Origin of the sequence: Bdellovibrio sp. HCB117 (genome assembly GCF_047305915.1) — a bacterium.
GTDB lineage: Bacteria > Bdellovibrionota > Bdellovibrionia > Bdellovibrionales > Bdellovibrionaceae > Bdellovibrio > Bdellovibrio bacteriovorus_B.
The window spans coordinates 785,241-797,954 of the sequence record NZ_CP178622.1 but is presented as its reverse complement, the minus strand read 5'-3'; the positions used below and the strand labels follow the sequence as shown (position 1 = coordinate 797,954).

Sequence of the window (12,714 nt, the reverse complement as noted above, 5' to 3'; positions counted from 1 at the left end):
TCTTACAGTTATTAAACTTTATCGTTAGAAAGCTTCAAAGTATTAAAAGACTATGAAGCTTTTTTTATTTGTGCTTTCCACAATGATGATAGGACTCCAAACAATCGCTTCTCCCCGATTGCAAATTAGCACAGGCCAACTTGAGGGGACTCTCGGGGCCTATGATACGGAAGCATTTCTAGGAATTCCTTATGCCTCCCCACCCGTGGGCCATCTTCGTTGGAAAGCCCCTCGGGCCGTGAGGGCGTGGAAGGGAAATTTAAAGGCCAAGGAGCTTCCCGCCGTCTGTCCTCAGATCGGCAACTACTTTTCAAATGTTCCTTCTTCACAATTCGGAGTTCCCGTAGGGAACGAAGATTGTCTTTACCTTAATGTATGGAAACCGAAAGCTTCCAAAGAAAAACTCCCCGTCGTTTTTTGGATTCACGGTGGGTCTAACTTTAAAGGAACAGCATCGGACCCTCTGTATGATGGATCCTATTTAGCCGCGAGCGCTCATGTCGTATTCGTTAGCGTCAATTATCGTTTAGGACTTCTGGGGGCAATATCTTCTCACTATTTAGATGGAAATAAATGGGACCGGTCCGGAAATTTCACAACCTTGGATTTAGTCAGTGCTTTAACCTGGGTGCAAAAAAATATTGAACACTTTGACGGCGATATCAATAACGTAACCATTATGGGTCAATCCGCTGGGTGTATGAATGTCTGGGGACTTTTGCAAACGCCCCTTGCAAAGAATCTATTTCATAAAGCGGTGTGCTCTGCAGGCCTCCCGAATATTTATCCTCGGAAGCTTGCTGAGTCCCGCGCCACAGATTTTTTGGAAACTCTGATCCTGAATAGAGGACTTGTCGATTCCAAAGACGAAGCCGCTGACTTCCTGAAAACTAGAAGCCGTGAATGGCTCCGAAAATTTATGTCTTCTTTGAGCACAGACGAAATCATTCGTGCTCAACATTATTCGGTCCCTCTTCAGCATTTCGTGGACGATTTTGTTTTTCCGGTGGGCCTCCAAGAGACCGTTTTAGGAAAGTACCACCAGGTTCCTTTAATAATAGGTTCTACGGACGATGAAGCCACCTATCTTATTGGCAGCTACTTCTTAAAGCCTTCCGCCACGGAACTTTGGAATCTGATTCAAAACTCGCCGGCGGATCTTTCAATGCATGATTTAATCAAGGTTGACGCCAACACTTATCGTGCGACAACGGCGTCAGGAAGTCTTGCGATGTCTCAAACCATAGACGCTCTTTCGCACCTTCTGCGCACTCGTCATGACAACGTCTATAAATACACTTTTAAATGGAAGCAGACCCCTTCCCCTTGGAAGGAAGTTTTCGGCGCCGTTCACGGAATGGACACTATGTTTTACTTAGGTAACTTCGAAACTGAAAAAGAAAATTTCGCGCGCTTTGCTTGGACAAAAGAAAATAAAAAATCCAGAGAAGAACTGCGTGCGACGATGTCACACTATTTTAGATCTTTTTTTTGGACAGGAAGTCCCAACCTTCTTCTTCCCAAGAAGCTTCCTCCCTGGGAAAAAGAAATCACTTTTGAATAATTATTCGTTGTTAGCAGCTGAGGCTTTACCTTTTTTCTTTTGCGCTGCCAGCTCCAATTCACAGACTTTCACTTTTGTTTCGTACTCGTCCTGACGCTTTTCTAAAGTGTTTTTGTAGTCTTTAAAGCGCGCCAAACGGTCTTTTAAATACTCCTCAGAAACTCCGACGATACGTTTTTTATCTTCCACACCGATGGATGAAAAATCATCATCCGGAGTGACGTACTGTCTTGATTCCGTCCAACGTACTTTGCCATCCCCACTGTTTTCCACACTGCCAAGCGAAACTCTGCAATCGCGCAAAACTCCGTAAAGGCCACGATTGTCTAGGTATCGAGGGCCACCCAGGACCTTCGCTTCTAAATCGTACACATCTAACTCTAGACGGCGAAGCTCTTCGCTCATGACGACTTTGCGTTGGTACACCATATCTCCGTCTTTCACGCCGACGACGGAATCACCACGCACGGGTGCTGACATACCTACGGTCGTATCAATGTCTTTTGCTTTGTGTTTTGATGAACAGGCTGCAACAGCGAACACTGCACATACTAGAAGTAACTTACGCATACATCCTCCACGAGTTCTGCTTCTTCACTGTAGCAGGGCAACCGACAAGGTCAAATTCTATGCGCCATGACGATCCCAAGACGTTTCAGATTAAGACCAGGATCGAATTACGCCACGGTAACTTCTTTTTGGGACAGATGCCTAGTCTGCGTCATTTATCTCGACAAACCTACATTCTTTAGGCCTGTGAAAATTTGATTCTGTGCATGAGAGGTAAATACTAAAGCTGACAAAAAAGGAGACTACCATGAAAACACTGATCCTCACTGCAATACTATGCGTTGGTTCCTTTTCTTACGCGAATCAAGCAGACCAAGAGTCAACATCCAGTACGATGGAGTTCACTCGAGAAGAAGCTGAAACAGCTCCCCGAGGCCTCTTACCCTTCATTGGGCTAGGTGGTGGTTACACTGGATATGACGAAGATGGTTCCGCGGAAGGAACACCCGCAACACTCAAATTATTAGGTTCCTGGTACCTACAGGCCCCCGTGGTTTTTGACCTAGGTTACGGGGTGAACAACCAACAATTCTCACAAGCTGGTGACAATGAAGACACAGCCATGACAGGTGGCGCGTTGGAATTTGCGGCTCGCTATCGCTGGGATAGTACACGTTGGCAAGCCGGTGTCGTAGGCAACCAATTTTATGAACAAGGTCAGGACTTAGGCGCCGATCAAGGGGACGCGCACTTCGTTGGCTTGCAAGCTTTGAAAGAATTCAATCTTTCACCAAGTTGGTTAGCCCGCTTAGGAGCCCGCGCGATGGCGATGACAAATACTGTAGATAATAACGTCTACATGTATTTGATTGATTTGCAAATCGGTTGGAATCCATCTGCGTATAGAACTTCAGTCCGAACTACAGAGAATCCCGTAGAAACTGAAGAGACTATCGTTGAAGAAGTTGTCGAACCGGCTCGCCCTGTCGCTGACGTTGAACCCGCTGCTGCCTTAGGAGCCGTCGGTTTAACTGCGTTGGTTGAGGATGAATCCAATATCGAGTTCCCAACTGCTCAAGCCAAAGTGTCTCCAGAAGATCAAGAGAAGTTGGCAAGTATCGCGACTGTTCTAGAGGAAAATAAAGACCTTTATGATCGAGTTGAAGTTCACGGATACGCCGATTCTACAGGTAGTGAACAATTCAACCAACAGTTGTCAGAGCAACGTGCGGAACAAGTTCGTTCCATCTTACAACAAAATGGTTTAGATGATGTCGATGTCGCTGCAGTCGGTAAAGGAACTGCCGATTCTACCGGCATGCAAGATTCGGATCGTCGCGCCGAATTGATCTTTATTGGGGTCAAAGATGAGGCGAAACTTCGTGAGGCTTTATCAACGATTGAATAATCTTTGATAGCTGACGATAAAAAAGATCTGGCTTAGTAAAGTCAGATCTTTTTTATTTTTCAAATACCGTGACGAATTCTTGATCTATTTCCGCATCGACTTCATTTTGCATCTCGGCCCACTCCTGCTGAAGATAAACTTCTTCTTCATTCATTTGCGAAGGCGCTTTTTCAAATCGCAGGAACACCACAGCTACTAAAGATGTCACCAAAGTAGGAAATAAGATCCACGCAATACGTCGCGGTCTTTCTGCCTGAATATGAGCCCAGATGCGAGAAGATTCCGCATAATCCGCTTCAGGAGCTTTGCCGGCGTGAGCCTTTAAAAAGTCTTTTAAAGATTTGTCATTCATACTTGCACTCCTTTTCTGGCCATGAGCTCAGTCATCTTCGTGCGCGCCTGATTCAAACGCGACTTTACCGTGCCTTCCGGAATACTCAGCGCTTCAGATATTTCTTTAATGCTCTGATCCTCCAGATAAAACAAAACGACAACGGCACGATTCGCAATGCTCAAAGAGGAAAGCATAAGATCCACCAGTTGACGGTTGGAAAGATCAGACTCTAAAGAGTTTTCCATTTCGATGATTGGAAGCTCTTCTAATTTTTTATTCTTACGAAGATAATCGACGGCACAGTTATAGGCGATTCGAAAGATCCAGGTCGAAGCTTCACTTTCGCCACGAAACTTATCTCGATACTCCCAGGCCTTCATAAACGTTTCTTGCGTGAGATCCTTCAAAGGACCTTCTCCCGCTAAACGAAAAAGAAGCCCACGCACTTTCGTGGCATGGACTTCATAAAGTTTATGAAATGACTCTGCAGTTTTAGCGCTCACGTCGATTTATTTTCCCTGGCTAAAAAGTTTCGCCTTTTGTTCATCTGATAAAACATCACGAGCGTCCAAAATGCTTTCTAAGCGAAGCTTCCCCAGCTGTTCTTTTTTATCAATCATAGCTTGGAACGCTTGTCGAACTTCTTCACGAGAAGCGTTGGAACGAATCGACTGTTTAAACTTATGGCGCGCTTCTCGGGCTTCCACACGCAGCTTTTCAGACTCCGCCTGTTTAGCTTCACGGATGGCTTTGAGTTTTGCGGATTGCTCTTCACTCAGTCCCAGCTCTTTCATCTTCTCTGGATTAAAGTGCTTTTCCATTGGGACAATTTCATCCTTGTGGCGGCCGCCGTCGCGTCCAGGACCACGGGCTAAAGCCGTGCTGGAAATAACTGATAGGACCACGATGGATGCAAGAAATTGATTCAATTTCATTGTTCCTCCTCTTTGCTTCCTTAGACGAAGCAGGCGTTGGGAAGGTTCATTTTTATTTTTCTCATTTTGGAATTGCGGTCAGTTGCGAAAGGATTTCAGTTAAAACCGCCTTCATGGTCTCTAGCTCCATATACGGCGTTCCTGCGGCTTTGTCGGTCACTTGCTCTTTGAGATACGGCACATGAATAAAACACGCGGCAGAGGGCTTCTGGTTCGTTTCAAGCCATTGTAAAACTTGATAGTAAGTGTAGTTGCAAACATAGCCACCGGCGCTCAAAGAAATTTCGACGGGCAGATTCTTTTGAATCAAAGCGTCTTTCCACGCGGTCACAGGTGCCGAGGTAAATAAGGCGCTTGACGCACCTTCTTCAATCACTCCCCGCGACGGTTTGAATCCTTCTTCATCCGGATGTTCGGTCTCAATCCAGTTTAAAGCCACTCGTTCTAATGAAACTTTATTTCTTCCCCCGGCTTGCCCAAGCATAAGGATGACGTCATAGGAATTCAGCTGCAGATGACTTTTAATATTCTTATGTGCCTCCGCAAAAGAAACTGGCAGCAAAAGCGTCTCGGCTTGATGAGCAAAATCCTTCTTGAGCCAATCAAGAAGGATTTCACTTGGATTTATTTTTTCATTTAAGAAGGGTTCAAACCCAGTTACGAGGACTTTCCTCATTCAAAATGGCTTCTCCATGTCATATAAAATTCATTATTGCTTGTACCATTTAAGGGATGACCTTTGATACGGAATTCCACTTTCGTATTGAATTCGCGAGTTAAGGCATGCGCTTCCGCATCGGTGCGCGGCACACGAGCCCCTAAGGCCTTGAGGCTTGAGACTGGCACCCAATACTCACGCTTTTGCACGCAAGCGCCGGACGCATTCCAAGGACCTGCGGTAGAACAGCTGTCAGCCCCATTCCAATTGAATAAACGGAAAGTCACTTTCACTTCTTCAGACTGAGAGTAGAAGGTAAAGCTTTGTCCTACGTGCTCTTGCGTCGTTCCGATTTTTTTAAACCCAAACGTCCAAGGAAGTTCTTGTTTCTTGCTGTAGGACTCTACGAACTCAGGGCTGTGATTCAATACGAATGTTCTTAGAACAGCCGCCGAAGCTGCCATCCCGTACGCTGAAGAAAAGCCGCAGTGATTTCCATGGTTCAAGTTCAAAGTCCCCACGATCGGAGAATTTTCATATTGATCGCTGTACTCAACTACTTCGGTGTTGATCTTGTTATTAACGACCATATCATCGCGAGAAGCCCATAACATCAATGGTGTCTTCACTTCATCTTTCCAATTCCAGAAATTATTACTTTTGAAGAAAGATTCCGGTGTACTCGCAATTCCACGACGTTTTAAAGACTCAGAGGCTAACAAGCCGATATAGTCCGGCATGTTTCTGCGACTTCCAGGAATATTCTCATCCGTAATAAGATCCGGTACGTCTTTGACATATTCGCGAGCTTCATTGAAATGATCTTTCGTCATCTTGGTAAAGATGCGGCCGATGATCTGACTTCCATAAAGCTTATCCAATGTTGGGCGAAGACTCACGACACCGCAAATAGATGTCACGGAATTAAAAACCTTTTTGCCATTCGCTAAAGGGTACTTGTCATTGAAGGCCGCGCCCATCACCGCCGCGTTTCCTCCCAAGCTAATACCCATTAAGTGAACACTTGAAATGCGGTCTTTGTGTTCCCACTTCTCTAGCATCCACTTACCGACTTCCAAAGACTCATAACCTTCAGCCCAACCGCCCAACGTCACACGCTTGTTGCTGTAGATATAGTCCATTCCCGTCTGATTCGCTAAGAACAGAAGGTTGAACGGGCTCTGGTCAAATAACATCATCGTGTAAGCTTTGATCGAAGCTGACTGCACGGCGGAACAGAAGACCCCGCAGCGCACGATCACTAAAGGTCGTGGGCGTGGATCGTTCTTCATCGCCAAAATCGCAGGCACCTTTGTACCATCAGCAAGTTTGATCACCACTTGCTTGATTTGGGGATGCGTGAACATTGGATAGATATAGCTTGAATACTTCAAAAGTCCCAAGATACCTAACGTCGAACGACGAGTGAGCTCCGCAGAGCAGTTTTTAAAATATTTGTTTACTGTTGCGTAGTATTGGGCCGTCGTCAGTTTCTTACCAACGACACTATCTTCAAAGCGACGCGGATCACACTCAGGGCTCATATCTTTTGTACTCAGTCCATCTGGGACTTCATCCATAAGACCTTGAACCTTGGCAACATCCTCACCCGACTCTTTGGCTAGTTCTTGATAAAAAAGAGTTTCAGAATCGACTCCCGCTTTTCCGACGGATTGCGCCTGAGCGATCGCAGTTACTGACAAAAACGTTCCAACACACATGCTGAAAATCTTAGCTGACATTTTTTACCTCACGTACTTCATGAGGCCTATCGACTAGGGTTTCGTCGGGGTTTAGAGAAAACTAATTTCGTCAAAACTCTTTACAAAATTAGGGACTTTTCGCTGGAAACTCCCCGAATTTCGTTTCACCACGATACATTTCTCGCGTCTTTTCGAGGATCTACCTATGTCCGAACTAAGAGGTTGAAATCGCAACGACTCACATTCCAAAACGACTTCTCCGGACCAGCCATCAAGACAGAATGATGGTGGCCCATATAGAAAATTGCGATTGAAGAAAGAAGGATTCACGAAACCAGTCGTCCCGGTTCGTGACTTTGAGTTTGTGATGATGACGAATCAATGGAAATCTGGTGCGATGGATAGAAATGAAAAAGGTGAAGTATTAAACTCCACCTTTTTTATTTTTTCTTTTAACTCTGTAAACTAAGCGATCTTCTTAATCTGCGCCAACTTGTCTTTAAGAACAGAGTTCTCGTGCTTCAAAGCATTCACTTCTGAAGCCAACTGATTCATCTTACGTTTTAAGAACTCCACCTCTTGGGAAGCAGGTTCTGAAGACTCACCAACGATATTAGGCTTCGCATCTTTCTTCGCCACATCCACTTCATATGTTGGGACAGCGAAAGCATTCACACTCAACATCTCTTCAATATTTTCAGGAATATGAAGCTCGGGATCTACCTTTTCAAGACGGATAATACCTTGAGAAACAAATCCACGCACATCAGACAGCATTTTTGAAATGCACGTCGATTTCTCTGCGGGAGTGGGGTTCGACTCGGCCATAAGATCCGTGATTTTGCGTTTTGAAATCGGCGGCAAACAACCCAGTAGTTGCTCAACTTGCTCTGGAGGATTTCCGTGCATTGCATTCGCCAACGTCAATGGCTGCACACGAGAAAAGATCTCGACCAAGTATTGACCATCCCAAGAATAGACGCGCGTAATAGTCAGAATGCGCTTACGAAGTGCCTCTTCCCACGCAGGACTTTCCCCCGCAATCAATGTAAGAAACTGTTCCCGCTTTGTCGCTGGTGATGTCTCCAACAATTGTAATAATTGATAAAAGCCGCCCTTTTTTTTGTATCTGTCTAACATGCCCATATGTTTAGATGTATCGGAAACACAATCCAGGACTAAAGCATTAACGAAAATAAATCTGATTCACCCGCACAATTACCGCACGGCCTATTTCCACCGTTCTAGTTTGCAACACATATATAATTAATCACATCAGTTCACGTCTCATCGCGGGACTGCAGATAAGCTCTTACCAATAAAAGGAAAAGGACTCCATTATAGAATCCTTTTTTTAAAAACCTTATTCAGATTTAAATTAAATCTTACTGCAAAGACTCACACTTATAAGACAAGCTTACGCTTGTACCTGGGGTCAGATATTGGTTGAACTTCAATGTCTTTCCATCCATGTAGTGAGACACCGGCGAACCAGACACCGTCACCACAAGGTCTGTAGGATTAGAACAGTTCAACACGATATCTTTGATACGCTCTGTGATCTTCGTGCGAATTTGACCAAGCTGAGTCGTATAATCCGAAGAGCAGATATCAGCCGCATTACCCCAGCCTTGATTTGTGAAAGCCAAGTAAACGTTACCAATGCTACCTGTTACCATACCCGTTGTTACAGAGTAGCCATCCAAAGTCTGACTGTTCTGTTGATTCAAGCAGGCATTATCTTTAACAACAATCGCGTGCACACTCAAAGAGTTGTACTTATCTTCACCCAATTTGCTTTTCACATTCGAGATCAAGTAAGACGGTTGATCCATTTGATCCAAGTAGTAACCTTGGTTTCCATAAAGACCACTTCTTTCATCTTCATCGGCCAAGAAAATCACAGCCAAGTGAGCGTCCGAACGGATAAAGCTAGAAGGATTGTTATTCACCACCAAGTTCGCCGCATAAACGCCACGCTCGTCACCTGATGGACAGTTCTGAGCATAAGCAGAAGAGTAAGCTGAAGAGTTGATAGACTCTCTGTTACCACCATTATTACGGATCCAGTTTGCGATAAACTTCTCACACGCCAAAGTTTCTGGTCTTCTAATAGTTTCATCAAACCAAGTGTATCGTTCATTCATTTTGTTCGTGAGAAACTTTACACCAGGTCTAAAATCTAATAAGGCTCCCGCGCTGGTGCCAGCTACATCCGTAGTCGTCATTGCGATCCGATAGTCAATTTTCTTGCTGTCCAGATCAGAAATAAAGTTTTGAAATCTTTGAGCAAGACGAGCTTGTTCAAACGACATTGAAGCAGAGTTGTCATTCACAATTAGAATGTCTACTTTTCCATAACCAGCTGTCGCCGAGTATTCGAAAGAATACTTTCCATCAACGACCACGCAGCCGCTATCTTTACATTTACTGTCGTCCAACGAGAACTTCACTGGGGAACATCCCACATAAAGTCCTACCAAAAAGGACAATGCTGCCATTCTAGTGAGCGTATTCATAGACACCTCTCTCACTCAATTACTTCCAAGCCTGATGCCAGAAAAAGCAGCGCGACCTAAGTGTTTGATTTTACTCGATTTATACCTTTATCTCTTTTACACAGTGGCCCTTCCTGGTTGTCGAAGTCTTAGACAAGAGCCCGCGAAGGACACTTTTTTGCCGTGAAATTTCGAAGACTTATCTCTTTCAAGAGACCTAGTCCGAAGAAGCGATTTTGGGCTCTGAGGCGAAAGGCTTTGAGGCTGCCTCAAAACTTTCCAATAATATTCAAGCGAGGTGCACCATGCTTTACAAAATTTTGGGCGTTTTAATTATCGCTGCCGCAGGAGTTCTGGCTTACATCACCCTTCAACAAGATGACGGTGGTCTTCTTGGAGTCGGCAAAAAAGAAAAGAAAGAGCAAGCCTGTGTTCAACTGACTCCCGCGCAACAACTGGCTCAAATGATCAACGATGATTTTCATGCCCTCGCGCAAGCACAACAGCTTCCTGCGCAGTGGAACTCAATTGCGACCGTAGAGATCCGCATGAACTCTGAACTTGCCAAGGCCATTCTCGGCAAACAGCGTCCTCACATTCAAAGAGTGAAAGAGGGCACGGCATTTCTAGAGATGGAGTTCATGGATCTGCCAGATGAGGAAAATCCTGGGATCATTATTCAAGCGAGCCTTTTCGATATTAAATCAAAAAATAAAATCTTTGAGGTCGGTCGCACTTATACGATGGACAACCTAAACAAAATTACTCCGCTGGAAGTTCCAACTCCACCGCCAGCAGCTCCAGCACCGAGTGCGGCTCCGACACAAACTGCGGCCCCCGATACAAATCCTGCGCAAGCACAGCAAAACGTCGCACCTGCGCAAGGTCAAAACACAAATACTCAACAAGCTCCGGCTCCCGCTGTAAACTCCACTCCAACAGCAACTCCATCGGCACCTCAGAAATAGGAGAACGTAAATGAAAAAATGGACTGTCGCTTTAGGTTTATTAGCACTCACTGCGTGCGCGGGAAAAACAGTAAAAGACAATGCCTCGGAAACAACGACGTCTAAGGGTTTCAACGCAGAACTTTCAACTTATCAATACCCATTTCCGGTGCAGTACTATTCTTTTAAATCCCAAGAGCAAGATTTGAAAATGGCTTACATGGATATTCCAGCCGGTCGTCCTAGCGACAAAGTCATTGTCCTACTTCATGGCAAGAACTTCCCTGGAGCTTACTTTGAACAAGTGATCCTAGGCTTGAATCAAGAAGGTTATCGCGTAATCGTTCCTGACCAAATCGGTTTTGGAAAATCATCAAAGCCGCAGAAGTATCAATATAGCTTTCAAACTCTGGCTCAAAATACTTCTAATTTGCTAGCAAGTTTAAATGTTCAAAAGTTTCATCTGCTAGGACACTCCATGGGTGGAATGGTCGCTTCTCGTTTCGCTTTGATGTATCCCGAAAAAGTAACGAAATTATTTTTAGTGAATCCGATTGGTTTAGAAGATTGGAAGACCATGACGTCATATAGAAATATCGATGAGTCTTACAAATCTGAATTAGCGACAACGCCAGAAAAGATTAAGCAATACCAGCTTGATAGTTATTACGACGGCAAATGGAAGCCAGAATACGATAAGTGGTTAGAGATCCCTACTGGCTGGTTGCAAGGCCCAGACTATCCACTGATTGCTTGGAATGCCGCTTTAACTTCAGACATGGTTTTTACTCAGCCGGTATTCTATGAATTCAAAAACATTAAAGTTCCGACTGTTTTAATTATCGGCGACCGCGATCGCACCGCCGTCGGCAAAGCGTGGGCTTCTGAAGACATGAAAAAGAAAATGGGCAATTACCCCGTCATCAGCCGTCAGGTAACTAAGATGATTCCAAAAGCAAACCTCGTAGAACTCAAAGGCCTAGGCCACATGCCTTTCATCGAAGATTTCGAGGCTTTCTGGAAAGCACTAACAAAGAATTTATAGGTTACGAGATTAGAGATTTAAATCTTTGAATTAGAAGGGAAAGAAAATTCTTTCCCTTTTTTTTTGCGAAGCGAGATCTAAACTTTCAGTTGCAGATTTTAATTCAAGATAGTGAGCGGGAAATAATATCTTCAGCGACGACATCAACTGAGTTCCCAGTCGACATACCCATCTGATTTTTAATCACCAGGGACATTCTTTTATCGGGACAAAAGCGCATACAGGAAGTGAGTGAGACATTCCACTCCACATCGGGACGAAGTTCCTTCAATCGAGCGACGAGCTCTTCCAAAAACTTCTTCTTAATAAGAAATGTACTTTCCTCTACTCCTTCAGCCGATCTCACAACACAGCCCGAGCAGATTTCCACGTTTTGTTTCATGCTTCCATCGTATCAAGCTTGATGACTCTCATTAAGCAGAAAGAATAAGGCTACAACACTATAGGAAAACTCGTTGCAGATGGATATTTTACCCTGGTTGTGAGCGCTTAATCGCACCATTTAAAGACAACTTTAGATTCACTTCCATCGTGGAAGTAATTTTCGGGCAAGAACAACACGGGATAACGCATCAGCTTACTGCCACGGTGGCAGTAAAGATTAGCAGTAGATCGTTCTTCAGGAAGAGATCGTTTATTAAAGAACCGTGTACCTTTTTTAATAGGAAGGGAAGCAGATACCTTTTGGAAAAGGCAAAAAAAAAAACCCAGATTACTTTCGTAACCTGGGTTCAAGTAAAATAGAGCTGGCATCGTGCTACTCTCCCACACGGTCGCCCGTGCAATACCATCGCCGCAAGAGGACTTAACTTCTGAGTTCGGAATGGGATCAGGTGTGGCCCCTCTGCTATAAACACCAGCAAAGCGTTTATTAAGTCAAAGTGGAGTCGTTATAGACTCCGTTTCGTTTCTTTGCAACTTACTTCCAATCCAAATGGAGAAGTTACTTTTTTGATTTAGCAATCGAATGATTGATTTAATTGATTTTTAGCGATTTGTGGTTAGTCCCAAATCTTCATTCTCTGCTCATTGACTCATCCTTTTGGGATTCATCCAGAGAACTAGTCTCTTTCGCTCAGTCCTACATTCGTAAGAGAGTTACTATAGAGACG

General features: G+C 44.4%; 13 protein-coding genes and 1 rRNA gene. 4 read left to right on the top strand and 10 right to left on the bottom strand.

The genetic code is table 11. The features are described from left to right. Positions 1–52: 52 nt before the first annotated feature. Positions 53–1,564, top strand: a complete 1,512-nt coding sequence (locus ACLWBD_RS03865) for a carboxylesterase/lipase family protein (protein WP_413569583.1) — start codon at positions 53–55, stop codon at positions 1,562–1,564. Here the strand turns inward: ACLWBD_RS03865 and ACLWBD_RS03860 are convergent, their stop codons facing one another. Beyond that, entirely contained in the window at positions 1,565–2,134 is a 570-nt protein-coding gene (locus tag ACLWBD_RS03860; RefSeq protein WP_063208661.1) for a hypothetical protein, read from the bottom strand. It lies immediately after the preceding gene. Positions 2,135–2,381: 247 nt separating this feature from the next. Here ACLWBD_RS03860 and ACLWBD_RS03855 point away from each other — a divergent pair, with 247 nt between their 5' ends. Next, complete coding sequence (locus tag ACLWBD_RS03855) at positions 2,382–3,482, top strand: OmpA family protein (RefSeq protein ID WP_413569581.1); 1,101 nt, start codon at positions 2,382–2,384, stop codon at positions 3,480–3,482. A gap of 52 nt (positions 3,483–3,534) precedes the next feature. Here the strand turns inward: ACLWBD_RS03855 and ACLWBD_RS03850 are convergent, their stop codons facing one another. From ACLWBD_RS03850 to ACLWBD_RS03820, 7 genes are all read right to left on the bottom strand, one after another. After that, complete coding sequence (locus ACLWBD_RS03850) at positions 3,535–3,834, bottom strand: hypothetical protein (protein ID WP_413569579.1); 300 nt, start codon at positions 3,832–3,834, stop codon at positions 3,535–3,537. Further along, complete coding sequence (locus ACLWBD_RS03845; protein WP_413569577.1) at positions 3,831–4,319, bottom strand: sigma-70 family RNA polymerase sigma factor; 489 nt, start codon at positions 4,317–4,319, stop codon at positions 3,831–3,833. The genes ACLWBD_RS03850 and ACLWBD_RS03845 overlap by 4 nt, the downstream gene beginning before the upstream one ends. A gap of 6 nt (positions 4,320–4,325) precedes the next feature. Beyond that, positions 4,326–4,751 (bottom strand): Spy/CpxP family protein refolding chaperone, encoded by a 426-nt coding sequence (locus ACLWBD_RS03840; RefSeq protein WP_413569575.1) that lies wholly within the window; start codon positions 4,749–4,751, stop codon positions 4,326–4,328. 61 nt (positions 4,752–4,812) lie between these two features. Further along, a complete protein-coding gene (locus ACLWBD_RS03835; RefSeq protein ID WP_413569574.1) occupies positions 4,813–5,427 on the bottom strand; it encodes a pyroglutamyl-peptidase I in 615 nt (204 codons plus the stop codon). Beyond that, on the bottom strand, positions 5,424–7,151 hold the full coding sequence (locus ACLWBD_RS03830; RefSeq protein ID WP_413569572.1) for an alpha/beta hydrolase family protein: 1,728 nt from the start codon (positions 7,149–7,151) through the stop codon (positions 5,424–5,426). Before ACLWBD_RS03830 ends, ACLWBD_RS03835 begins: the two co-directional genes overlap by 4 nt. A gap of 426 nt (positions 7,152–7,577) precedes the next feature. Further along, positions 7,578–8,252, bottom strand: a complete 675-nt coding sequence (locus ACLWBD_RS03825; RefSeq protein ID WP_253696874.1) for a FliG C-terminal domain-containing protein — start codon at positions 8,250–8,252, stop codon at positions 7,578–7,580. Between the two features lie 245 nt (positions 8,253–8,497). Next, a complete protein-coding gene (locus ACLWBD_RS03820) occupies positions 8,498–9,631 on the bottom strand; it encodes a hypothetical protein (RefSeq protein ID WP_413569570.1) in 1,134 nt (377 codons plus the stop codon). Positions 9,632–9,915: 284 nt separating this feature from the next. Here ACLWBD_RS03820 and ACLWBD_RS03815 point away from each other — a divergent pair, with 284 nt between their 5' ends. Beyond that, positions 9,916–10,578, top strand: a complete 663-nt coding sequence (locus tag ACLWBD_RS03815; RefSeq protein ID WP_413569568.1) for a hypothetical protein — start codon at positions 9,916–9,918, stop codon at positions 10,576–10,578. A gap of 10 nt (positions 10,579–10,588) precedes the next feature. Then, positions 10,589–11,602, top strand: a complete 1,014-nt coding sequence (locus ACLWBD_RS03810) for an alpha/beta fold hydrolase (protein WP_413569566.1) — start codon at positions 10,589–10,591, stop codon at positions 11,600–11,602. 103 nt (positions 11,603–11,705) lie between these two features. Here ACLWBD_RS03810 and ACLWBD_RS03805 read toward each other — a convergent pair whose 3' ends face one another. Beyond that, a complete protein-coding gene (locus ACLWBD_RS03805; protein ID WP_413569565.1) occupies positions 11,706–11,984 on the bottom strand; it encodes a hypothetical protein in 279 nt (92 codons plus the stop codon). A gap of 362 nt (positions 11,985–12,346) precedes the next feature. Beyond that, a 5S ribosomal RNA gene (gene rrf, locus ACLWBD_RS03800) occupies positions 12,347–12,463 on the bottom strand. Between the last annotated feature and the right edge of the window lie 251 nt (positions 12,464–12,714).